Genomic DNA, 21,265 nt, shown 5'->3' with positions numbered 1-21,265 from the left:
GAAAGAAATGAATTATTACTGAGGATTGCAAAATATGGTGACAAGCTCGTTTGTAGCGCCGCCGTCCCGGGGGCAATTTTCAGGGTCGGCAAGATGCCGGCGCTACGGAAGTCCTGGCGGCGCTACGGACTGTTGGGCCCTGCAAAAGCGCAGTTGGCTGACTGGGAGCGGGTTCCGAGCATCAAACGGTTGACGGTTCCAAACTCGCTGTGCTAGCGTTGGATGTTTGCACTGTGCGGGATATTTTTGCATAACGGAAGGAGACCCACGTGCCTGGGCTTGAGCATCACTACTTCTTTACTTCCGAGTCGGTGACGGAAGGGCATCCCGACAAAGTGTGCGATCAGATTTCCGACGCGGTGCTTGACGCCGTGCTGGCGGCGGACCCGAAGGGCCGTGTTGCCTGCGAGTCGATGGTCAAAGACGCAGACGTCTACGTGATTGGCGAGGTGACTACCAGCGCCAAGCTGGACATCGAACGTCTGGTGCGTGACACCGTCCTCTCCATTGGCTACACAGATCCCGAAGGCGGATTTACCTCGGACAATTGCAAGGTCCATGTGAATCTGACGCGGCAAAGCGGCGACATCGACATGGGCGTTTCAACCGGCGGCGCGGGCGACCAGGGCATGATGTTCGGCTACGCCTGCGACGACACCGAGGAACTGATGCCGCTGCCCATCACCCTGGCCCAGAAGCTCTGCCTGCGGCTGGCGGAAGTTCGAAAGAAGAACATTCTGGATTTCGTCCGCCCTGACGGGAAGTCTCAGGTGACGGTCGAATACAAGGACCACAAACCTTTGAGGGTGGATGCCGTGGTGGTTTCCACCCAGCACTCCGCCAGCGTTTCGAACGAGACGCTGCGCGAAGGGATCATCCAATGCGTCATCAGGCCGGTGATCCCGTCCGCCATGATGGACGCCAATACCAAGTACCACATCAATCCTACAGGGCGCTTTGTAACCGGCGGGCCAGTGGGCGATTCCGGCCTGACGGGAAGAAAGATCATTGTTGACACCTACGGCGGGTGGGCGCGCCACGGAGGCGGCGCTTTCTCCGGGAAAGATCCCACCAAGGTGGACCGCTCGGCCGCCTACATGGCCCGCTACATCGCCAAAAACATTGTCGCCGCCGGTCTGGCAACCCATGCGGAAGTTCAGCTTGCCTACGCCATTGGAGTGGCAGAGCCGGTGTCCGTGCTGGTGGATACCTTTGGCACGGGAAAAGTGGAAAACGGGCGGCTGGTTGAACTGGTCCGCAAGCATTTCAAACTGTCGCCACGGGGTATCATCGAATCGCTCGATCTGCTCCGGCCGGTTTACAGAAAGACAGCAGCTTATGGCCACTTTGGACGGCTCGATCCGGAGTTTGCCTGGGAGCGGACCGACAAGGCTGCGATTTTACGGAAGGAGAGTGGCTTGTAATGCCTGTGACCAATAAGATCACTCACGACGTCAAGGATTTGGGTCTGGCCGCCAAGGGCAAAACGCGCATCGAGTGGGCCGGCCAGTGGATGCCGGTCCTGAAGCTGATTCAGGAACGGTTTTTGAAGGAGAAGCCCCTCAAAGGGCTCAAGATTGCCGCCTGCCTGCACGTCACCACTGAGACAGCGAACCTGGGCATCACGCTTCGCGATGGCGGAGCCGACGTTGTTCTCTGCGCATCGAACCCACTGAGCACTCAGGACGACGTGGCGGCCTCTCTTGTGCAGGACTATCAGATACCTGTCTTCGCCATCAAGGGCGAGGGCAATGACACTTATTACTCCCACATTCAATCCGCCCTCGAGCACCGGCCGCACATCACCATGGATGACGGCGCGGACCTGGTGACGACCATCCTGACCAAGGGCAAGGAACTGATCCCGGACATCATCGGCGGAACGGAAGAGACCACCACCGGCGTTATTCGCCTGCGCGCCATGGCGAAGCAGGGCGTGCTGAAGTATCCCATCGTCGCCGTGAATGATGCCGACACCAAGCACCTGTTTGACAATCGCTACGGAACGGGGCAATCGACGGTGGATGGCATTGTCCGCTCGACGAACATTCTGCTGGCCGGCGCGGTGGTGGTGGTTGCCGGTTACGGATGGTGCGGGCGCGGCTTTGCCATGAGGGCGCGTGGCCTGGGCGCTGATGTAATCGTGACGGAAATCAATCCCACTCGCGCGCTGGAAGCCCGGATGGATGGCTTCCGGGTTATGCCGATGAGCGAAGCGGCGAAGACTGGCCAGGTGTTTGTGACACTCACCGGCGACAAGTCGGTGCTGAGGAAGGAACACTTTGAGTTGATGAACGATGGCGCCACGATTGCCAATTCCGGACACTTCAACGTGGAAATCGACATTCCGGAGCTGGAAGAGCTTGCCACTTCCAAGCGCCCAGTCAGAGAGTTTGTCGACGAATATGCGATGGCGGACGGCCGCAAAATATATCTGCTGGGCGAAGGCCGATTGATCAACCTGGCGGCGGCTGAGGGGCATCCTGCCGCCGTGATGGACATGAGCTTTGCCGACCAGGCGCTTTCCGTCGAGTACCTTGCCAAAAACAGCAAGGACCTGAAACCCGATGTCTATCCCGTTCCCACCGACCTTGACGAGATGGTCGCCAAGCTGAAGCTGGAGTCGATGGGCATCCAGATTGACACTCTGACCCCGGAACAGGTGGCTTACCTGGCATCCTGGTCTGAAGGGACCTAATCTGCCGGCCCTGGAAAATGCCACCGGGACGGCGGCGCTACAAACAACGCGGCAGGACTGCTGCCTGTGATGGCTTTGCTGTTCACCTTTCCCGTCAATTTACAGTCCATGATTCTTTGCAGGAAACCGGACCAAAAATCGAGAAAGCTCGGCTGATTAGTAAACGCCAGGGGACCAGCAGCCCCTTCCTGGAACAGGTTTGCGCGATGGAAAATTTCGGAGCTCTGGCGCTCGACGCAGCCACATCGCAGGGCGCAACTTACGCTGACGCCCGCGTGATGGACATTCGCCAGCGATATCTTTCCACCAAGGACGGCAAAACAGCACAGGTGAGAGAATCGGAGTCGCTCGGCCTGGGAGTACGGGTGATTGTGGACGGCGCCTGGGGCTTTGCCTCCACCGACGATCTCTCCCGCCAGGGCATCCTCGCCGCCGGACTTAAGGCGGTGGAGATTGCCAGGGCCAGCGCGCTGGCAAAACGCCAGGATGTTCAACTCGCTCCGGAAGCAAAGACCGTGGACCAGTGGGAAGGCCCCTGCCGGATTGATCCTTTTTTGATTCCCGTGTCAGGCTGCCTGGACCTGATGTTGAAAATCGATGCCGAGCTGCGCAGGGTGAAGAACATCACTCTCGCGGAAGTGGCGATGGACTTCCACCGCATCGATCAGCTTTTTGTTTCGAGCAACGGCTCGGAAATCCGGCAGATCAAAAATCAGACCGGCGCCGGATTCGTGGCCACGTCATTTGACGGGACGGAAATCCAGCGGCGGTCTTATCCGAACTCGTTTGGCGGGCAATACCAGACTAAAGGTTACGAATTGATCGAGGAGCTGGACTTGCTGGGCAACGCTCCGCGCATTGCCGAGGAAGCGGCGGCATTGCACGCCTGCGACCAATGTCCGGCAGGTGAACGGGACATCATCCTGGGGAGCTCTCAGGTGGGGCTGCAGATTCATGAGTCGATCGGTCACCCCATCGAGCTTGACCGCGTGCTGGGAACGGAAGCGAATTTTGCGGGCATGAGTTTTCTGACGCTCGACCAGCTCGGCACTCTCAAGTACGCTTCAGACATTGTGAACGTGGTTGCCGATGCCACGCCTGCGCACGGGCCGGGCCTCGGCACATTCGCCTATGATGACGAGGGCGTGCCGGCGAACAACACTCCGATTATCACGGCAGGGCTCTTCACCGGTTATCTGACTTCACGCGAAACCGCGGCGGCGATCGGCCAGGAACGCTCCAATGGAAGCATGCGGGCCGAAGGCTGGAACAGGATCCCGCTGATCCGCATGACCAACGTCAGCCTGCTTCCGGGCCAGGGCAAGCTTGAAGATCTGATCGCCGATACCGACGACGGAATTTACATGGAAACCAACCGGAGCTGGTCCATTGATGACCGCCGCTACAATTTTCAGTTTGGAACGGAAATCGGCTGGGAAATCAAGAACGGCAAGCGGGTCCGGATGCTGAAAAACCCCAGCTACGGCGGGATCACCACCGAGTTCTGGAATTCCTGTGACGCCATCTGCGGCCCGGAAGAATGGACGCTGTGGGGTACGCCGAACTGCGGCAAGGGACAGCCAATGCAGACCATGGGGACCGGGCACGGCGCTTCTCCCACGCGCTTCCGCAAGGTGCAGGTGGGCGTGGCGTATTCAAAATAGCGGGATTGTCCCTCTGGCTGGTCAGCCGCGCAATGCCGGGCGGCAAATGACCACGGGAGATTGCTGGCGAAACGATGCTCAAACGCGAACGGGCAAAGGAAATCTTCAAGAAGGTCCTCAAGTATTCCACCGCCGACGAGACGGAAGCTTTTATTACCTCCACGGCTTATGCGCTGACGCGCTTCGCCAACAACGGAATTCACCAGAACGTTGCCGAAGAAGGATTGAACCTCTCGGTGCGGGCGGTGGTCAACCAGCGGACGGCGCGTGCCAGCACCAATAAGCTCGACGAAAATTCCATCCGGCAGGTTTGTGAAGCGGCGCTGGCGCTGGCGCGACTGCAGCCCGCCGACCCTGACCTGCTGCCGATGCCAGGCCCTCAAATGTACCGGGCGGTGGACCGGTTTGACACCGAATCTGCGGAGTTGAGTCCGCAGGCCCGCGCAGAGACGGTCCGGACAGCCATCGAGCGCGCCGGGAAGGACGGCCTGACGGCTGCGGGGGTCTATTCAAACGGGACGTTCGTGACGGGCCTGTTCAACTCGCGCGGCCTGGAAGCTTTCCACGAAGAAACCAGCTCCGAGTTCTCGATCACCATGCTGAAGGAGGAAAGCTCCGGGTGGGCCAAGAAGACTTCGCCTTCCTGCATGGAACTCGAGCCGGAGATGCTGGCAGACCGCGCGGTCTCGAAGGCGCTCGAGAGCGAGCGCCCGCAGGACATCGCGCCGGGCAAATACACGGTGATCCTTGAGCCGGCCGCGGTGCTGGACCTGCTGGGTTTTCTCTTCTTCGATTTTGGCGGCCTCGCGGTCCAGGAGCGCCGAAGCTGCCTGACCGGCCGGGTTGGCGAAAAGCTTTTTGGCGAAAACATCAACATCCGCGACGACGTGTTTCATCCTTTGCAGGCAGGCGCTCCGTTTGACGGCGAGGGAATTCCGAGGCAGCGCGTGAAGCTGGTGGAGAAGGGAAAAGTCACCAATCTGGTGTACGCCAGAGCGACGGCCCGCAAGATGGGAAAGACCGCCACGGGCCACGGCTTTCCGCTTCCCAACGAATACGGCGAGGCGCCGATGAACATCGTGATGGAGGGCGGCAAAAAAACCGTGGAGAACATGGTCAAGTCCACCGCGCGCGGCCTGCTGGTGACCCGGCTCTGGTACATCCGCGAAGTCGATCCTTACCAGAAAATCCTGACCGGAATGACGCGCGACGGGACTTTCTGGATTGAAGATGGCGAGGTCAAGCACGGCGTCAAGAACCTGCGATTCAACCAGAGTCTGTTCGACATGCTGAATCAGGTCGAAGCCATGGGCGCGGCACAACGGACCGCCGGCGAAGAGTCTTTTGAGATGGTGGTTCCCGCCATGAAGGTGAATGAGTTCAATTTCTCGTCTGCCACGCGGTACTGAGCGGGCGTTGAATTTGTGGCACAGCCATACTGGCTGTGTCTCTTGAACGTAACACGGGCTAGGAGGCCCGTGCCACAGGCCAATGAGCCACTGCCCGACCGGCCATGACTTGACAGCCTTTGAAAGCGGATGTTAGAAAAGCTGTACACGTTCAACGGCGCTATCGTCTAGGGGTTAGGACGTCAGATTCTCAATCTGAAAACCCGGGTTCGATTCCCGGTAGCGCTACCAAAGCCCTGGCACGATGCTGAAAAGGGCTGATTCATCATGCTGAGCACTCCGCCTGTCATCCCACATAAATTTCAAAGCGCAATGCAGAGATCTTTCGCGGAAGCCAAAAACCTTTCACGCAGAGGCGCGAAGGCGCGAAGCTGGCTGAAGGACCCCTGACCTTCCCGTTGAGTCCGCCTGGTGCTGGAGGTGGAGCATCCCGGGACCGGGTGAGCTGAACATTTGCAAAAAAGGAAATGCTGCTTGTAAGAATTACCAGCACGGCTTGCAGCCGAGGCCCCTCTGCCTGAATACAACCTCCGGCCAACGTGTCTGAAATTTGCCTTCCGCGCTCGCTGTGGCGGGTGAGTTTTGCGAATGGAACGAGACTTGCTCTGTCGTTGATTGGAATGGGAGGAATATGATGGAAACACGACAAGCATCTGCGATTGCAATCGACACGACGTCCGAGGCAGAAACCGCAGAAGTTTCCTTGCACCGTGTGAAAACATCTCCAGAGGACCTGTTGGCGCGGCTTGAGAGGGCCGATCAGACCATCAGAACGCTCGAGAAGAGAGTCGCCACGCAGGAAAAGAACTACGCTGATGCCATGCAGGAGAAGAACCGGAAGATTCGCGAGTTGTTATTGGTCCTGCAAAGCAACTGATCAACCCGCGTGTTAAGGGGCGGCCGCGTCATGCGTCCTGATGCGCCGGTCTGCCCAGTTCAAGCGCGAGTCTGTCCTTCGGCCCTTGCCTCACCAAGAATCCCCAGCCCTCGAACCATGGATCGCACCGAGCATTTCAGGATCCATCCGGCGGCCCAGGTAACCCTTCCCGTTTTTCACCAGGCGCCAGCGCTTCCAATGCTTCGGCGACATCGGAAATGGCAGGTGGGCGCGGACAAAGCCTGCGGTTTTAAGAAGATCTTCGGACACGTCTTCAAATGCCATCGAAATCCGCCGTGCAAGTTTTACTGGCATCGCGAAGATATTCATTGCTCCCCAGAATGTCCTCGCCTGAATAGAACCACTTACGCCGTTTGGCAAGGTATTTGCACTCTCACTCGTCGGGTTCTGCGCACAAGTGAACCTGAGCAGGGGGGACGGTTACTGAACAATGAAGATCGTGCAAGAAAAAGGAGGATGAAATGGTTAAACAACTTGTCAGGCTAAGCTTCGCGTGCGTTGTGGCGCTTTCGCTGTGTGGAGTGGCCTCTGCTCACCAGCGCTATGACCAGGGCCCACAAGGCTCGAACGCCTACGGCTTCCGCAATGGATACCTGGACGGATTTCAGCACGGAAGCGAGGACCGCGGCGCGCAGGTTGATTTCAATATGGAGAGCAGGGACTACGACAACGCGATGCGCGGCTACGGTGCTTACATGGGAAATCCGGACCTCTACAGGGATGGCTACCGTCAGGGATACGCGGCGGGCTATAACGACGGCTATTATGGCCGCGAAAGCCGCTTCGAAGCACGTGCCAGCGGCCCTCCCTACCCGGGTGGCGAGGCCTACGAGCAAGATCGTGGCTCTGGCTACTACGGGCGTACCAATGTAGCTTTTCAGGCAGGCTTCAGCGATGGAGTGGTCCAGGGCGAAAAGGACCGCAGGAAAAATAAGGATTTCAGACCTGAAAAGAATGATCGGTATGAAGATGCCGATCACGGCTACCATCACGATTTTGGTCCAAAGCAGGAATACAAACGCCAATATCGCGAAGGTTTCCTGGCGGGCTATCAACATGGGTATCGAGGCGTCGAGCAGGGCTGGAACCGATAACGTGGATCTGAATGTTGCTCAGAGTGAACCCCGGGGCGCGGGCGTGCTGGCCCGCGCCGCGGACGAAACGTGCTCCTCAGGTATCCCATCTCTCTCTCCTCCCACAACATGGCCCATTGGCGGAAGGTATCTGCTGATTTCAGCGCGGCTTGGTTCGCGGCGAGCCGGCTGACCGAGCGCAATCGGCGCAAGGGTACTAGAACTTTAGTAGCATTGCATCGTTAATAACTAGGCAGTTATTATGTGCCTTTCGAGCGCCAAACGGCGATGAGAGTGAAAGGTCCCCTGATGCAGGTTGGCGAAAGGCACGTCCTGACGATCGACAGAACGCCCGTTGTTAAAAGCGTGCTGGATGAGCTTTCGGCGGATGGGTCCAACTGCGGCGTACCTGATGAAATTCGCAGAGGCTTTGCAGAGTTTTCCAATCGCGGCGGCACCCGGCTGATACTGGATCTGCAAGTGATAGAGCCGCCAGTCGGGGAACCACCCAGAATCAAGAACATCTCTGCGTATTTGGCCGGGGAAGTTTTGATCGTCATCGGCCAGGTCACTCTTCCCTGGCTGCTTCGGATCAGGGAACTCTGTCGCCGCCATTCCTTCTCAAAGCAATTGGCTTCGTGTCTGAGAGCTCTGTTTTCAGGCAATACGGCCCAGACAGGAACTGCCGCTTTGGGTGTGGCCAGCCCCATCAGGGGAGACAACGAGGAACTGGGCCGCGCTCATGCTCGATAGAAGCAAAAAGCCTTCCGCCAGGGGAGGCCGCACGTTGGGTCCTCGCCTGCTCCAAAGCTGAATTTTCGGTCGCAACAGCGTAATGACTCCTGGAGGTTCCTATGGGTCTTAACTTTATTGCACGACAACTTCGGCAGGCTAGCCAGGGCACGGCTGACGACGACGAAATCGTTGCCTTGCTCGATCCGGGGATTGAGATTGAAGGCCGGATCAAAGTGCCCTCGGGAATGATCCGGCTGGACTGCCAGTTCAAAGGCACAATCTGCTCGGCGGGGACCGTGGTGGTGGCCAGCCAGGCAGAGATCGAAGGCGACATCGAGGCGGAGAAAGTCAGCGTCGCGGGCAAGGTAAAAGGGAGCATCCACGCCACGAAGCAACTCGAAATCAAAGAGCACGGCATATTGTTGGGCGATATTGAGACGCCCTCGCTAAAACTCGAGTCCGGCGCTTACTTCACCGGCCACTGCGACATGCCCACTTGCGTCATTGAGAAATCGGCGCGGAATGAAGTTGCTACAGACCGCGAGCAGGCATAGCCCGAGTCGTGATCCGGACCCCGAGAAGAATGTTGCGCACAGTCTCGATTTCCAGTTCGCGGTGACTACGGCGCCGCCTTCTATGCTGTGGTCTGGCGCTCGATATCCCTGCAATCCCGCCACATTACCCGTGCCACCGGTGAGCCGCTACGGTCCCGGCTTCAAAGGGGGAATGGGCGCAGGGGCTGTTGCGACGCAATAGGATTGGCCTCCTGTCGCCATGTCATCCGTCTTGCTGTAGGTCCTTTGAACAGTCCAGGAATTTCCTCCGATTGAGATCGTCGCTGATTCACCATTGCAGATGTCGCCATTTTCCCCGGCCTGGGGATCCAGCCAGGCGTTCAGTTCCGGGTCGGTCGTCATCTCTGCGAATTCGTGGCTCGCCACCTGGGTTTGACGCTGTTCCTGAGTTTCGGCAAGATGCAACGAACAGCCTGAGTCCTGGGCGCAGGACTCCTTCAGGCACATATCTGTCAAGCCGGGGATTACGGCGTAGTAAAACTTGTGGCCTGCCGTCGTGGTGAAGAAATTGTGGTAGCCGAAAGCACTATCGTTCTGGGGCTCGCACAATACCAGTTGATCGGAGGGATCGTTGACTCCGCTGTTCTCATCCAGGTAGATGATCAGCGCAATATTCGAGGGCGCCGCAGGCTCAGGGATGACTCCCCGGTCAATCGCTGACTGGATGGTGGCCTGGATTGTGGGGTCGGTCAAGGTTTCCGGAGTGTCGCTGATCAAGCTATCGCCGACGAAGGCGCCGCTATTGCCTGCACCGTTTCCCACGCCGTACTGGGAGAGTACATTCATGAATCCGCTGGCGAGCAAGTCGCGGTGGAACTGATTGAGGCGCAGGGCGCGAGCCTGATGCAAAGCGTCGGACCAGAGGGCGCCCCAGAAGCTGGTATAGACCTGCGGCGAGGCGATCACCGGCCCGCCCTGGTAAGTGAAGTTGGGAAACTTGCCCGCCTGCTTCTTTCCTTTCTGCCTTTTCGTTCTGGCGCCGCGAATGGCGGGTGCGTGCATGCGGGGACTCACTCCGCCACGATGATTGCGAAGATCAGGCGGCAGCCGCCTTGCAGGCTTCTTCGGTATTACATTCTTTCGTGTGACTTTCTTCCGTGCGGCAGGCGGCCGCCTGGCCGGCTTCTTCCGTGCAGCTCTCGTCCGGGCTGGGCCGCGCTTCGCCTGCTTCTTCGGCCTGGTTTTCCTGCGTGTGGAAGTGCCCCGCGCACTCGATTTCCTGGCTTTCTTCTTCTTACCTGGCATGTTCACCTCCAGATGGGTAGTCACCGCATACGTTTCCTGCCGGTGTTATCGTTTGCCAAGCGCAATCGCCGGTGCTCATCAGGCCTCGCTGTGCCAGACTTTCATCCTTACAGCGAGTCGAGAAAGGTAATAAGAGCGGCCTTTTCTTTGGGCTTGAGGCGCCTGAACTTTTCCGCGACCTCGTGTGCTTCTTTCTGGTGGCGGAGGATTGCGTCAGCTAGCGTCAGGGACATCCCGTCATGCATCAGGCGGGAATGCGTGCGCACTCCCCAAAGCGGCGCCGTGCGAACTTTGTTGGCAGCGTCCTGAAAGCTCTTGTAAGAAAGATTCTGCCACGTCCGCTTCATGGCGGCGGAGCCGAAATGTTCCTGCACGGCGACGGCAATGCCGTCGCCCGTTCCTACATCGTGGAGCAGAAAGTCGCTATACGGATGGAATGTCTTGCTGCCGAGCGCGTCGGGGACTTTAAATGTGGCCCCATCGATCTCAGTCCCTGCCGGTGCTGTCACCAGTGTGCCGACGTGGCAGGTGGAGCAGCCAATCTTGTCGAAGAGCTTGGATCCCGTCTCGGCCTCGGGCGTGTCTGCGAGCGCCATGTCGCGCGGCGGCGCTTTGGTGGCGCGAATGAAGCGCGCGAAGTGGTCGATGTCCTCCAGGCCGTCGGCTCCGGGCTTGTCATTGGGTTCGGGCGCCGTATTGCAGATCGCCGTGACCTCCGTGGGAAGCAATTTGTTGGTGATCCCCATTTCATTAAGGTAGGCGTCGCTTGCAAAGGAGAGCAGGCTGGCCTGCTGGTCCTTCCAACCAAAGCGCCCGATGGCGGTTTTGCCGGGTGCTTCGAGGAGGGGAACGTAGAGCGCTTGACCGCAAATCCTGCGGTGCGACCGGCGGCACTCCGTCCTGGCGAGATCGAGCAGTTCCTGGTCGGGAACAGCTTCTACAAATCCATCGCCGAGAAGGTTTACGGCCATGCGCGTGGCTTGAATCACTTCGGTGTCCGGCACTCTCTCCTGGAGTTCGACACTTGGAAAGGCGCCGCTGGGGCAGATGGCGCGGTCGTTGACCAGGGTTCGACCCGTGATGACGGTTTTTCCGTGGGCCACGGGTATGCTTGGGTTCTCGAACTGCCCACCCGGGTCTCGGTGCCCGACGCGAAGTTCGGACATCTGGCTAACTCCGCCGGAGACCGGACTCTGATGGCACTCGCGGCAGGATTGGGCATTGTACAGCGGCCCCAACCCGTCGCTGGTCTGTTCGACTTCGTCAAACTTGTCCTGGTCTGCGACGTGGGTTTTCTGATCGACAAGCCCGTTGGTTTGGCCGTCAAAACCCGCCGGAGCTTCAGAACTGCCTGGAAACAACGTACAAGTTGCAATGAGGCAAAGTGCCAGCCCGCTCCCGACCAGCGCAACTTTTTTCATAGGACTACCTCCTTGTAGCCTCTCCCTGAGTCGCTGCCTATAAAGCCGGGATTGCCTTCACGGTCTGCTTTTCGTGACCATTATACATCGCGGCATTTAGTAACCAAAATGTAAATTAGATAGGTATTTACCGTGGGAGCTGGGAGCTAACGAACGTGGATCAGGCGAAAACGAGGCTCCGGGCGGATCCCGTTCGGCAAAGGTCGACGGCAAAAACTGGCGCCGGAGTCTGCCCGTCCTCGCACGCACTCACTGGCTGGCGGCGACGTGTTGCAATTCTGCGATATCGAACTTTTTCATTTTAAGCAAGGCCTGCGTGACTCGTATCACCTGGTTCTGGTCGGGGCTGAACATCAGTTCGTCCAGGATGGCCGGAGTAATCTGCCATGACACGCCAAATTTATCCTTCAGCCAGCCGCACTGTTCGGCTTTGGGATCGGCGGAAAGCTTCGCCCAGAGCGAGTCGATTTCCTCCTGGCTGTCGCAAGGTACCATGAAGGAAATCGCTTCATTGAAAGCGAAATCGTGCCGGCGGGCGGAATCCATGGCTCCGAACTCCTGGCCCAGCAGGGTGAATTGGGCGTATTGCACGGTCCCCTCCTGGTCCGGTTCGGCTGCCTTGCCATAACGGGCAAAGACCGTCGGCGACGGAGCGTTGAACACTGAAGCGTAAAAGTGCATTGCTTCTTCCGCCTTGCCGCACGCGTTGCCCACAAACATCAGCACCGGCGTGATCCGCTGTTTGATCCCGCCGCCGCTCACATAAATCACCTGCCAGGAAAGCCCGAACCGGTCTTCTGTCCAGCCAAAGCGCTCGCTGAAGGGGTAGGCGTCGAGCGGCATCAGAACCTTTCCGCCCTCGGAGAGCTTCTGCCAGGCGGCATCCACTTCGTCTTTCGTGCCGCACTTGATGTGGAATGAGATCGCGGGGTTGAATTTGAAAAGCGGTCCGGCGCTGATGGCCGCGAACGGCTGCCCGGAGAGTTCAAACCAGACAAGGTCGCAATCGCCCGAGGGCGTGTTGTGCAGCGTCATGGCGTGCGTGATGCTTGAGCCGGGAACTGCCGACGTATAGATTTCGGCCGCCTGCTTCGCTTGCTTATCAAACCACAAATGCGGAGTGATTTTTCGCATGGTTGCCATTTTAGCACTGCCTGGAACGAGGGCCGTCAGAACCCCAGCGCAGGCTGCTGGTCCGGCTGCGATGCTTATTTCATTATCATCGGCCTGACTCCGGGCGCGATGGCGGCTTTCCCGCCCCGGCGCCGGAAGTCAATTACGGCCACCCGTTTTGGCAGCGGGCGATAGCAGGCCATAGACGTCCAGTTCGCCCTTGGCGCCCACGTAGACTCGCCCGTTGACAACGGTGGGGATGTTGAAGCGCAGCCCGATGCCCGCGCGATCGCGCGAAGCGTTCATCTCGCTCGAATAGAGCTCGCGGGCGATGTTGGAGGCGTCGAACGCGTAGAGCACGGCGGCTGGCCCGTCGGGCTGGTTCCATCGCTTTGAAGTCAGCGCCCAGACGATGCCGTCCTTCGATCCGTTGGAGGACACCGTCGGAGTCGCGCCTGGATCGAGAAATCTCCGGCTGCCTCGAGCGGGCTCGACTGAGAGTCTGCCGCGCGAAAGGGTAAAATCCTTCGGCACTTCACCGGTGAAAATAAAATAGACGTGCCCGTTCCAGTACGCGGCGGCGCCAAAGTTCTCATCCGGTCCGCCGGGGAGAGTTTGCACAATCTGGCTGTCGCTGCGCGAGTGATAGCCGCCGAGCTGGTCGCGATCGAGCACGTAGATGAGGCCGCCTTTGCCCGTGACGACGAGGAGATGAGGATGCGGCCCAGGCTGGTCAGGAAGCAGCAGTGGTCCGCCCGACCCGAGGTCCTTGTCTTCGGCGTCCAGTTCTTGCTGGTTGAAAGGCGTGAAATAGTCGCGCACCAGCAGTTGATTTCCTGCGAGGCTGAGCTTCAGCATGCTGTCGCCGTAGTCCCTCCCGCCCGTCACTACGTCAAATTTTCCATTGCCGGTGGCAAGAAAGAGGTTGCCCTCCGGGTCTGCCGCCGGGCCGGTGTCGCCCGCCCAGATTCCGCTGTCATCCGCATCGGGCGAAGTGTTGAGGGCCGCCACCTGGGCCAGGGTGTGCGCGTCATAAGCCATCACCCAGCCGTGGTACGGGCCTACATCGCACGAGGAGGCCCAGGTTAGATACACCCTGTCGCTCACAAGCAGCAGCGCCGCGCGCGGGTTTTCGCGCAAGGGTTCGAACTCGATCTGCCCGTTGGAACTGCCCGCTCCGCTTCCCCTGGCGGACGACTTGATTTCCACCGGCCCGCCGAATTTTTCCGCGCCGGTGGTCACCGCCAGGGCGTGCAATCGCTGCACGTAGCGGTTGCTGAACGCGCCTTCCTTCTCCCTGGTTCGCGCCAGCACATAAAGCGTTCCGCTGCGGACGTCGATGACGGGCGTGGAAGTGATTCCGATTTCAGGCTCGATGAAGGGGCAGTCGACGTCGCGCGCGGGAATTGTGGTGACACCTTTCTGCGGATTGATGAAGCTGACCTGCCAGAGCGCCTCTCTGGAATTGCCATCAGCGTCGAAGGCGTAAACGCTGTCGTGCTCCGTAGCCACAAAAACGATGTTGTGGACGCCTTTTCCCGGTATCTCGATACGCGGCACGTAGAGCGGCTGGGCGTAAATGGAGCCGTCAACCGGCATTGAGAACAGCTTGCCAAACTGATTGGCGTTGACGTTCCGCGGCGTCAGCACCGTCTCGCGTTGGTTCGACCCCGTGCGCGAATTATCGTATTGAGAGGTGGCCACCTGCGCCTGCGCAGGCCGTGGCAGTTCGCCAGCAGAAACCAGCAGCAAGCACGCGAGCATAAGCCTGCGGACCCGTTGCCAACGCCCGGCTGAAACCGCAGGCCCCTGCGGCGTGTCCCACTGCTCCGCCCGCCCCGTGGACCGTGCTGACCAGGAAGCGCGTTGTGTTTTCATGTAGTCCTTTCGTTCTGCCTTAACTGCCGGCCCATGTTGGAAAATTCTGCAAACTTTCGGATTGGCGCGGCTAGCCGCCGCAAGTCACATGCTATTCGAAGTCCGCCGGTTTTCCAATGCAATCAAGCAAAATTCGGGACACCCATGGCTGGCACGCTTCGCCTTGCAGGCAAACCCGAATCGGCAGCGTGGGCCTCAGGTCTTTGTGGCGCGAGAGCACGTTCTAAACGCCGAGGCGAGGGTCACGCAGCGGTCGCACAGTTTAGTTCGGGCTTGCGTGCTGGTTGTTTTTGTAAGCCTATTATAATCAATAAGGTAATAGGGGTACTTATTCGGTGTGAGGGGGGGCCTGATTTCCCGGTTGGGTACGGGCTTCGGGCCAGGAATAACGCCAGTAGGGTCTGCCTTGCTCGCGAGGCTGGCTGGGCGCCGAAACCCACGCCTCCGGGCACGTAGGCGGTTCCTTGGCCCTGTGGTAGTGGCTCAGTTTGATTTGTGGCACGGGCGTCCTCGCTCCCGCCCGGGCGGGACCAGGATGGCCGTGCCACAAATAGGAACCAAACTGAGCCACCACCGGCCCTGTTAACTTATTGATTTTGCGCCCTGTTTTATGATATCATTTCCCTGAGTCTGCCGGGGATTGGCCAACTGGATCAGGACACCTACGGACGAGTGCTCCTGTCTGACTAGCATTGCGACGACGCGCCAGCCTGTGAATCCATTTGCCTTTTCTTTGCATCTCATAGAGTGAATGTCGAAGCCTGATAAAACGGGCCAACTTTTGAACAGGGTACTGACCTTCTGCACCATCTGATTTCCACTATTTCTTTAAAGGCACGGAGCGTGTGGCTGTAGGGGATACGGGTTCCCGATGGCTGCGTGAGTTTGTGACCCTGAAAAGGAAACAACATGTTGGACGTCAAGCTTAATTTCCGTCATCCGAGCGACGCTGATCTTGCGGAGGATGAGGAGCGGGACCTGCTCGCGGAGGAAGAGGCGGACCTTCCGCTGGGCGACGCGGACTGGGAAATTTCAGCGGAAGAGGAAGACGAAAGGGAATATGACCTGTCGCCAGGCCCGCTGGAAGGTTCCATCGATCCGGTGCGGACCTACTTGCGAGATATGGGCCGGGTGCCGCTGTTAAACCGCGCGGGCGAAGTGCGCCTGGCGCAACGGATTGAGCGGGGCCAGCTTGTGGCGCGGCGCGCCATGTCGCGTTCGCCGCTGGCGCTGAAGGAATTGCTGACCGTCGCCAAGGCCCTGCGGACGGAGAAGGCTTCGATCCGGGACATCGTCAATTTTGACGCTGAGGAACTGGCCGATCCAAAGCAGATTGCGGCCAAGACTCGCGCGACCTTGAAGTCGCTGGATGAACTTGCCAAACTTTACCGGCTGGCGGTGCGTCAGGCTTCGGCGGGTCCGAAATCCAGCAAGCGCGCTGCATTGCACGCCCGGTTCCGCCTGGCGCGGACGCGGGTCCGCATGTCAAGGCTGGTGATGGGGCTCAACCTGACCAACCACGAAACCGACTGCCTGATCAGCCTGGTTTCGCACACCAGCCACCGTATGCAGGAACTGAAGCACCAGATTGATAGCCTTAAGGCGCGCAGCTCCGCCCGCGGACGGACCCCGGCCGGCGTGCTGAGTGAACTGCGACTGCACCAGAAGCGCTTAAAGGAAATGGAGACGGAATCGGGCGCGAGCGCGCTGGAGATGAAGCGCACCTGGGAAAAAATCCAACTGGGACAACTCCACGCTGAGCAGGCCCGCAAGGAATTGACCGAGGCCAATCTTCGGCTGGTGGTTTCCATCGCCAAGAAATACATCAAGCGAGGTTTGCACCTTCTCGACCTCATTCAGGAGGGAAACCTGGGATTGATGAAGGCGGTGGAGAAGTTCGACTGGCGGCGCGGTTATAAGTTTTCGACCTATGCTACGTGGTGGATCCGGCAGGCGATTACACGCGGCATCGCCGACAAGGCCCGCACCATCCGCGTGCCGGTACACGCGAACGACACCATCAACAAACTTGCCCGGGCCCGCGGAGAATTGACCCGCGAGCTGGGTCGCGACCCCAGCATTGCTGAGGTGGCGCGGCGGGCCCAAATCTCCGTGGCCAAGGCGCGCCAGGTGATGAAGATCGCACAACAGCCGCTTTCGCTGCACACGCCCATCGGCGATGACGGCGAATCGCAGTTGAGCGACTTTCTGGAAGACAAGCGCACGCCTTCTCCTTCGGACTCCGCAATTCATGTAAACCTGAAGGAGCAGACGGCTTCCATGCTGAAAACGCTGACGCCGCGCGAGGAACAGGTGCTGAAACTGCGCTTCGGACTGGAGGATGACCACGCCCGGACGCTCGAAGAAGTGGGCAACTGTCTTTCGCTGACGCGCGAACGCATCCGCCAGATTGAAGGGAAAGCGCTGCGCAGCCTGCGCTCGCCGTGGCGAGGCGGGCGGCTGCGCTCGTTCCTTTCGGACAATTAACCGTTCCCTGGCTGGCGGAAAGACCGGAAAGGCAAACCTTACGGGGCGTACGTTTGTGCGCCCCTTTTTATTTCACCTCCAACTTGACTTCATTGCAGACGCGACGCCGATGCAAGTGACAAAGTACCGTCTATCCGGCGGAATGTTGACTTTTTTACATAGGTAGTCCCACCGTACAGCTATTTTATCTAAAGATAATTGAGCAACTTATAAGATCGGCTGTTTTGGTGTTTGGATTGCATTGTGGATGCGTGTCCAGTCGAGCGGGAGAAAAATTCTTATGATTCAGGAAAACAGCGTGGTGATTGTATCGGGCTCAGGTGAAATCGATCCTCCACTCTGCCGGGCGCTGCACGAGGCAGGAGTGGCGGTGCACGTGGTTCGGAGTTGCGCCGAGGCCGAGGAGTTGCTGAATGGAACCAGCGTTCCCGCAGCGCTGTTTTGCGAAACCTCAGTGACTGACGATGCCTGGGCCGACATCATGAAATTCGCCGCCGAGGCGCGAACGCGGGTGCCGGTGGTGGTGGTCTCCCGGATGGCGGACATTGACCTTTATATCAATGCTTTGGACCACGACGCTGCGGACTTCATGGTTTCGCCTCTCTGCCAGGAGGATGTCGCGCAGGTGCTGGCTTGCGCCGTCCAGAGCATTGTGGCGGTCCAGGCGCCGGGCGCCGCCTGAAAAGTTTGCTGCACCTGACAAAGTTGTGCGAAAACAGCGGGTTATTTAATCGGTTGTAAAGATTGAAAAAGAGAGTTTCCCTTCTGGGGCTTTTCAGCATCTAACTGCTCGTGTGGGGCAGTGCGGGACCTTTGAAAAACCTGGCGGCCGTTACGTCCCGAGACCCTGCACTGCCTGGCCGGGCAGCGGGTTTGGCTGCCTGGATGTCAGCGCTCCGGCAGGCTGTTGAATGACACTCCCTGTCCACGCTGCGCGCTAACTGGTGAACGGGTGAAGGAGATTCTTCAGCAGCCTGCCTGGCGACGGGCCAGGATTTTTTCGGTTTAACAAAAAGAGAAGTGGTCCAGAGGTCTGGATCAGGGGGTGGTCACGGGCATTTTCGATTCAGGAGGACGCGATGAAAATAGCATGGCAGAGCAATGTGAGTGAACATCCAACCGACGGGCGGGAACTGAAGCTGCTGCTCGTGGACGAAGATGCGAATGATCTTGACTACTACGCGGAGGTCCTGCGTTACCTGGGATACAACGTTGTCCCAATGGATTCCTATGTCAGGGCAGCCGCCATGCTTGGGCGCGAACGGTTTGATCTGGTGATTGTGGACCAGGGCAGCGCCAACTTTGAGGGACGGTCGGTGCTGAGCAGGGCGGTCGAAGTTGATCGCCATGTGCCCGTCCTGGTGCTGACGCGCGCGGTTGACGCCGGCTGCTGCATTGAGGCGCTGGACGCAGGCGCCCACGAGTACGTCCAGAAACCTCTCACCGCAGCCGAGGTCCGTGAACTCGTGAGCGACTATGTGAAAGCCCCGGACGATAGATTCCAGGACATCAGGCCCTACGAGATGCCGCGGAACATCGCAGGCGTCGGCAGTTCGCAGGCCAGAGATGAATCTTTGCGCAAGGCGTCCTGAGCCTTACCTGCACAGACGGGACTTTTGTTGTCCTCCACGACGGCTCGTGCGGGGTCCCACGCTATCCAGGTCCGTTGCGCCAGCTGCGCTGGGTCCCAAACCAGGGTTGTGCGAGGCGAGAGCTAAACCAGACTAATCTGCACTCGCAATCCGTTTCACAGGGGGAAGACGAATGGCCGTTCCGTTGACCATCCTTGGCTTTGCAGGCAGCCTTCGGAAAGGCTCCTATAACCGCGCGGCGTTGCGGGCCGCGAAGGAACTCGCCCCGCCGAACGTTACCATCGAAATTTTTGAACTGGACGGCATTCCTGCGTTTAATCAGGATGAAGAAGGACATCCGGCTGAGAAGGTTGTGAAGTTCAAAGAACGGATCCGGGCGGCAGACGCCATCCTGATCGTCACGCCAGAGTACAACTACTCCGTTCCTGGGGTTCTGAAGAACGCCATCGATTGCGCCTCGCGCCCTTATGGCGACAGCGCCTGGGCAGGGAAGCCGGTGGCCGTGATGGGAGCCTCGATTGGCAGTCTCGGCAGCGCGAGGGCCCAGTATCACCTGCGCCAGTCGTTCATTTATCTGAACATGTACCCTCTGAACAAGCCTGAGGTGATGATCTCAAACGCGGCAAGCAAGTTCGACCAGCAGGGAAACCTGACCGACCAACCCACCCGCGACCTGATTGGAAAGCTTCTGGAAGCCCTGGTGGAATGGACTTTGCTGCACAAGGGCAGGCAGGTGCCGGCGGGCGCCCAGCCGTAACTCCAGAAATATTCTTACCCGCTATTCCCAAATTTCCAGGCAAGGCACGCTGCGTGATGAGCCACAGGTCAGTGCCGTCGTCGCCGGTCCTTGTGGCGTTGATGGTGGGGGTGCGAAGGCGCGCGCCGGTGGTTCTCGGCCGGCGGTTGCCGATAGAGCAGGGCGCGTTCGATGTTCATGCCCAGCTTGCTCATCTCTTCGAATCCCTTGGGCGTGATGAAGTATTGCCGCTGGCGTTCGGTCTGGTCCTCTACGATCCACTCCAGCGTTTTCGCGGCATCGATAAAGACGCTCCCAACCGTAAATGGGTTCACTGGTCCCAGACGTTCCTCGTCATTGGCCTTGGGTTTCATGGAGCTCCACTTGTTGAAGATGGAAAAATTCCTGCGTTGTCTACTTCTTGCGTTCAGGACGCGTTGATTGAGATTTCTATGCCGGGCAAACAGCAGGTGGTTGCCCGTGCGCCTCGATAAAAACCCGCCACGAAGCTGCTTAAGTCAAACTCATGCGGCAAGCTTCATTATATCTCCGGTCGGCTCGGTTTCCCTAAGAATTCAAGACGTCCGGTTGAAGCACCGCCCGGGTTTGTGACGGAGCGATAATCGCTCGTCAGATGACACATATCGGCCCGTACAATTTAAGGACGGGCCTCAAACACCAAACTGAACGGTGTCACTGCAGCCCTGCGGAAGCGGGTAAATCCGGCGGAGGTTGCCACCTTCCGGATGCGTTCTTCCCCTGCCTGCGCGCCGAGCGCTGCGCCCACTTCCTGCGCCAGCGATGCCGGCGTGCAGATCATGGTGGACGCGGCATAATAGATGCGGCCGATGGGGTTGTGGTTCTGTTCCGGCCGGTCGCCGGCGAACGGTTCGACGATCATCCAGGTTCCCTCAGGCTTCAGGGTCGAGAGGACGTGCCGCGCAGCTCCCACCGGATCGCCCATGTCGTGCAGGCAATCAAAGAAGGTAACCAGGTCGTAAGCGCCGGCGCCTGGATAGCTCTTCGCGGCAGCCACCTCAAACGTGATCTGGTCCAGCAGGCCGTCGCGGCCGGCCACGTGGCGCGCGTATTCTATCGAGCCATTGTGATAGTCGAAACCGAAAAAGCGCGATTTCGGAAATGCCCGGGCCATCAAAATAGTGGATGCTCCGTGGCCGCAGCCCACGTCTGCAACCGTCCCGCCCGACGCGAGCTTTGCGCTGACGCCGTCAAGCGCCGGGATCCAGGAGCTGATCAGGTTGTTGGCGTAATTGGGCCGGAAAAAGCGTTCGGTTCCAAAGAACAGGTTTGCGTCGTGCTCGTGCCAGCCAACACCTTCGCCCGTCCGGAATGCCTGGGTAATTTTGGGCTCGTCCTTGAAGCAGGCTGAGATGATATGGAAGGCGCCCGGGAGGTCGAGCACCGTGAGAGCAAATTCCTGCTCGGGCGGCAATTGGTATTGCTGAGTTTCGCCATTGTAGCTGACGTACCCGCTGGCTGCGTTGGCATCCAGCCACTCGCGGACGTATCGTTCGGCAGTGCCGGTCTGCGCTGCAAGTTCTGCCGGCGTCAGCCACCCTGCTCCGGCCATGGCTTTATACAATCCCAGCTTGTCGCCCAACACCACCAGCGCCGCGTGTATCGCGGCGCCCATATCCGCGACTGCCTTTTCCATAAAAGCGTTAAGCCTGGATTCGTCGGGTTCCACAGCTTTTGGCAGTGTAGCCATGCTTCCTCCTCT

The 21,265-nt window shown here is 58.9% G+C and carries 19 protein-coding genes and 1 tRNA gene; 13 read left to right on the top strand and 7 right to left on the bottom strand.

Features of this window, described 5'->3' with window-relative positions:
* The first annotated feature begins 269 nt into the window (after positions 1–269).
* The 6 genes from metK to VFQ24_06405 all read left to right on the top strand — a co-directional run bounded on the left by metK (position 270) and on the right by VFQ24_06405 (position 6,648).
* The gene (metK, locus tag VFQ24_06430; protein HET9177977.1) at positions 270–1,424 is read left to right on the top strand and encodes a methionine adenosyltransferase; all 1,155 of its coding nucleotides are present in this window, start codon (positions 270–272) and stop codon (positions 1,422–1,424) included.
* Positions 1,424–2,698 (top strand): adenosylhomocysteinase, encoded by a 1,275-nt coding sequence (ahcY, locus tag VFQ24_06425; protein ID HET9177976.1) that lies wholly within the window; start codon positions 1,424–1,426, stop codon positions 2,696–2,698. The genes metK and ahcY overlap by 1 nt, the downstream gene beginning before the upstream one ends.
* 206 nt (positions 2,699–2,904) lie before the next feature.
* Positions 2,905–4,362 (top strand): TldD/PmbA family protein, encoded by a 1,458-nt coding sequence (locus VFQ24_06420; GenBank protein ID HET9177975.1) that lies wholly within the window; start codon positions 2,905–2,907, stop codon positions 4,360–4,362.
* 74 nt (positions 4,363–4,436) lie between these two features.
* Positions 4,437–5,771 (top strand): TldD/PmbA family protein, encoded by a 1,335-nt coding sequence (locus tag VFQ24_06415; GenBank protein HET9177974.1) that lies wholly within the window; start codon positions 4,437–4,439, stop codon positions 5,769–5,771.
* Positions 5,772–5,927: 156 nt separating this feature from the next.
* Positions 5,928–6,002, top strand: a tRNA-Glu gene (locus tag VFQ24_06410).
* 403 nt (positions 6,003–6,405) lie between these two features.
* The gene (locus tag VFQ24_06405) at positions 6,406–6,648 is read left to right on the top strand and encodes a hypothetical protein (GenBank protein HET9177973.1); all 243 of its coding nucleotides are present in this window, start codon (positions 6,406–6,408) and stop codon (positions 6,646–6,648) included.
* Positions 6,649–6,738: 90 nt separating this feature from the next.
* Here VFQ24_06405 and VFQ24_06400 read toward each other — a convergent pair whose 3' ends face one another.
* Positions 6,739–6,978, bottom strand: a complete 240-nt coding sequence (locus tag VFQ24_06400) for a hypothetical protein (GenBank protein HET9177972.1) — start codon at positions 6,976–6,978, stop codon at positions 6,739–6,741.
* A 152-nt stretch (positions 6,979–7,130) separates the two neighbouring features.
* On the opposite strand from VFQ24_06400, the gene VFQ24_06395 reads away from it, so the two are divergent.
* From VFQ24_06395 to VFQ24_06385, 3 genes are all read left to right on the top strand, one after another.
* On the top strand, positions 7,131–7,763 hold the full coding sequence (locus VFQ24_06395; GenBank protein ID HET9177971.1) for a hypothetical protein: 633 nt from the start codon (positions 7,131–7,133) through the stop codon (positions 7,761–7,763).
* Between the two features lie 267 nt (positions 7,764–8,030).
* The gene (locus VFQ24_06390; protein ID HET9177970.1) at positions 8,031–8,495 is read left to right on the top strand and encodes a hypothetical protein; all 465 of its coding nucleotides are present in this window, start codon (positions 8,031–8,033) and stop codon (positions 8,493–8,495) included.
* A 101-nt stretch (positions 8,496–8,596) separates the two neighbouring features.
* Positions 8,597–9,031 (top strand): polymer-forming cytoskeletal protein, encoded by a 435-nt coding sequence (locus VFQ24_06385; protein ID HET9177969.1) that lies wholly within the window; start codon positions 8,597–8,599, stop codon positions 9,029–9,031.
* 147 nt (positions 9,032–9,178) lie between these two features.
* Here VFQ24_06385 and VFQ24_06380 read toward each other — a convergent pair whose 3' ends face one another.
* From VFQ24_06380 to VFQ24_06365, 4 genes are all read right to left on the bottom strand, one after another.
* The gene (locus tag VFQ24_06380; protein HET9177968.1) at positions 9,179–10,297 is read right to left on the bottom strand and encodes a hypothetical protein; all 1,119 of its coding nucleotides are present in this window, start codon (positions 10,295–10,297) and stop codon (positions 9,179–9,181) included.
* 107 nt (positions 10,298–10,404) lie between these two features.
* Positions 10,405–11,718 carry a di-heme oxidoredictase family protein gene (locus VFQ24_06375; protein HET9177967.1) on the bottom strand — a complete coding sequence of 438 codons (1,314 nt, stop codon included), beginning with the start codon at positions 11,716–11,718 and terminating at the stop codon, positions 10,405–10,407.
* A 249-nt stretch (positions 11,719–11,967) separates the two neighbouring features.
* A complete protein-coding gene (locus tag VFQ24_06370) occupies positions 11,968–12,861 on the bottom strand; it encodes a VOC family protein (protein HET9177966.1) in 894 nt (297 codons plus the stop codon).
* Positions 12,862–12,990: 129 nt separating this feature from the next.
* Positions 12,991–14,709: a pyrrolo-quinoline quinone gene (locus tag VFQ24_06365; GenBank protein ID HET9177965.1), complete on the bottom strand. Its 1,719-nt coding sequence runs from the start codon at positions 14,707–14,709 to the stop codon at positions 12,991–12,993.
* Positions 14,710–15,618: 909 nt separating this feature from the next.
* Between VFQ24_06365 and VFQ24_06360 the strand changes: the two genes are divergently transcribed.
* The 4 genes from VFQ24_06360 (at position 15,619) to VFQ24_06345 (ending at position 19,545) form a co-directional block, all read left to right on the top strand.
* Positions 15,619–17,196: a sigma-70 family RNA polymerase sigma factor gene (locus VFQ24_06360; protein ID HET9177964.1), complete on the top strand. Its 1,578-nt coding sequence runs from the start codon at positions 15,619–15,621 to the stop codon at positions 17,194–17,196.
* A 280-nt stretch (positions 17,197–17,476) separates the two neighbouring features.
* Entirely contained in the window at positions 17,477–17,878 is a 402-nt protein-coding gene (locus VFQ24_06355) for a hypothetical protein (GenBank protein HET9177963.1), read from the top strand.
* Positions 17,879–18,275: 397 nt separating this feature from the next.
* Positions 18,276–18,788 carry a response regulator gene (locus VFQ24_06350; GenBank protein ID HET9177962.1) on the top strand — a complete coding sequence of 171 codons (513 nt, stop codon included), beginning with the start codon at positions 18,276–18,278 and terminating at the stop codon, positions 18,786–18,788.
* A gap of 172 nt (positions 18,789–18,960) precedes the next feature.
* Positions 18,961–19,545 carry an NAD(P)H-dependent oxidoreductase gene (locus tag VFQ24_06345; GenBank protein HET9177961.1) on the top strand — a complete coding sequence of 195 codons (585 nt, stop codon included), beginning with the start codon at positions 18,961–18,963 and terminating at the stop codon, positions 19,543–19,545.
* A 68-nt stretch (positions 19,546–19,613) separates the two neighbouring features.
* Here the strand turns inward: VFQ24_06345 and VFQ24_06340 are convergent, their stop codons facing one another.
* Entirely contained in the window at positions 19,614–19,898 is a 285-nt protein-coding gene (locus VFQ24_06340; protein ID HET9177960.1) for a hypothetical protein, read from the bottom strand.
* 284 nt (positions 19,899–20,182) lie between these two features.
* Positions 20,183–21,232 carry a class I SAM-dependent methyltransferase gene (locus VFQ24_06335; protein HET9177959.1) on the bottom strand — a complete coding sequence of 350 codons (1,050 nt, stop codon included), beginning with the start codon at positions 21,230–21,232 and terminating at the stop codon, positions 20,183–20,185.
* Between the last annotated feature and the right edge of the window lie 33 nt (positions 21,233–21,265).

Source organism: Terriglobia bacterium, from assembly GCA_035712365.1.
Lineage (GTDB): Bacteria > Acidobacteriota > Terriglobia > UBA7540 > UBA7540 > SCRD01.
This window is presented reverse-complemented; position numbering and strand designations above follow the sequence as displayed.

Coding starts and splice junctions, on each gene's coding strand:
- ahcY (HET9177976.1), top strand. CDS start 1,424: ATGCCTGTGACCAATAAGATCACTCACGACGTCAAGGATTTGGGTCTG.
- VFQ24_06420 (HET9177975.1), top strand. CDS start 2,905: ATGGAAAATTTCGGAGCTCTGGCGCTCGACGCAGCCACATCGCAGGGC.
- VFQ24_06415 (HET9177974.1), top strand. CDS start 4,437: ATGCTCAAACGCGAACGGGCAAAGGAAATCTTCAAGAAGGTCCTCAAG.
- VFQ24_06405 (HET9177973.1), top strand. CDS start 6,406: ATGGAAACACGACAAGCATCTGCGATTGCAATCGACACGACGTCCGAG.
- VFQ24_06400 (HET9177972.1), bottom strand. CDS start 6,978: ATGAATATCTTCGCGATGCCAGTAAAACTTGCACGGCGGATTTCGATG.
- VFQ24_06395 (HET9177971.1), top strand. CDS start 7,131: ATGGTTAAACAACTTGTCAGGCTAAGCTTCGCGTGCGTTGTGGCGCTT.
- VFQ24_06390 (HET9177970.1), top strand. CDS start 8,031: ATGAGAGTGAAAGGTCCCCTGATGCAGGTTGGCGAAAGGCACGTCCTG.
- VFQ24_06385 (HET9177969.1), top strand. CDS start 8,597: ATGGGTCTTAACTTTATTGCACGACAACTTCGGCAGGCTAGCCAGGGC.
- VFQ24_06380 (HET9177968.1), bottom strand. CDS start 10,297: ATGCCAGGTAAGAAGAAGAAAGCCAGGAAATCGAGTGCGCGGGGCACT.
- VFQ24_06375 (HET9177967.1), bottom strand. CDS start 11,718: ATGAAAAAAGTTGCGCTGGTCGGGAGCGGGCTGGCACTTTGCCTCATT.
- VFQ24_06370 (HET9177966.1), bottom strand. CDS start 12,861: ATGGCAACCATGCGAAAAATCACTCCGCATTTGTGGTTTGATAAGCAA.
- VFQ24_06365 (HET9177965.1), bottom strand. CDS start 14,709: ATGAAAACACAACGCGCTTCCTGGTCAGCACGGTCCACGGGGCGGGCG.
- VFQ24_06360 (HET9177964.1), top strand. CDS start 15,619: ATGTTGGACGTCAAGCTTAATTTCCGTCATCCGAGCGACGCTGATCTT.
- VFQ24_06355 (HET9177963.1), top strand. CDS start 17,477: ATGATTCAGGAAAACAGCGTGGTGATTGTATCGGGCTCAGGTGAAATC.
- VFQ24_06350 (HET9177962.1), top strand. CDS start 18,276: ATGAAAATAGCATGGCAGAGCAATGTGAGTGAACATCCAACCGACGGG.
- VFQ24_06345 (HET9177961.1), top strand. CDS start 18,961: ATGGCCGTTCCGTTGACCATCCTTGGCTTTGCAGGCAGCCTTCGGAAA.
- VFQ24_06340 (HET9177960.1), bottom strand. CDS start 19,898: ATGAAACCCAAGGCCAATGACGAGGAACGTCTGGGACCAGTGAACCCA.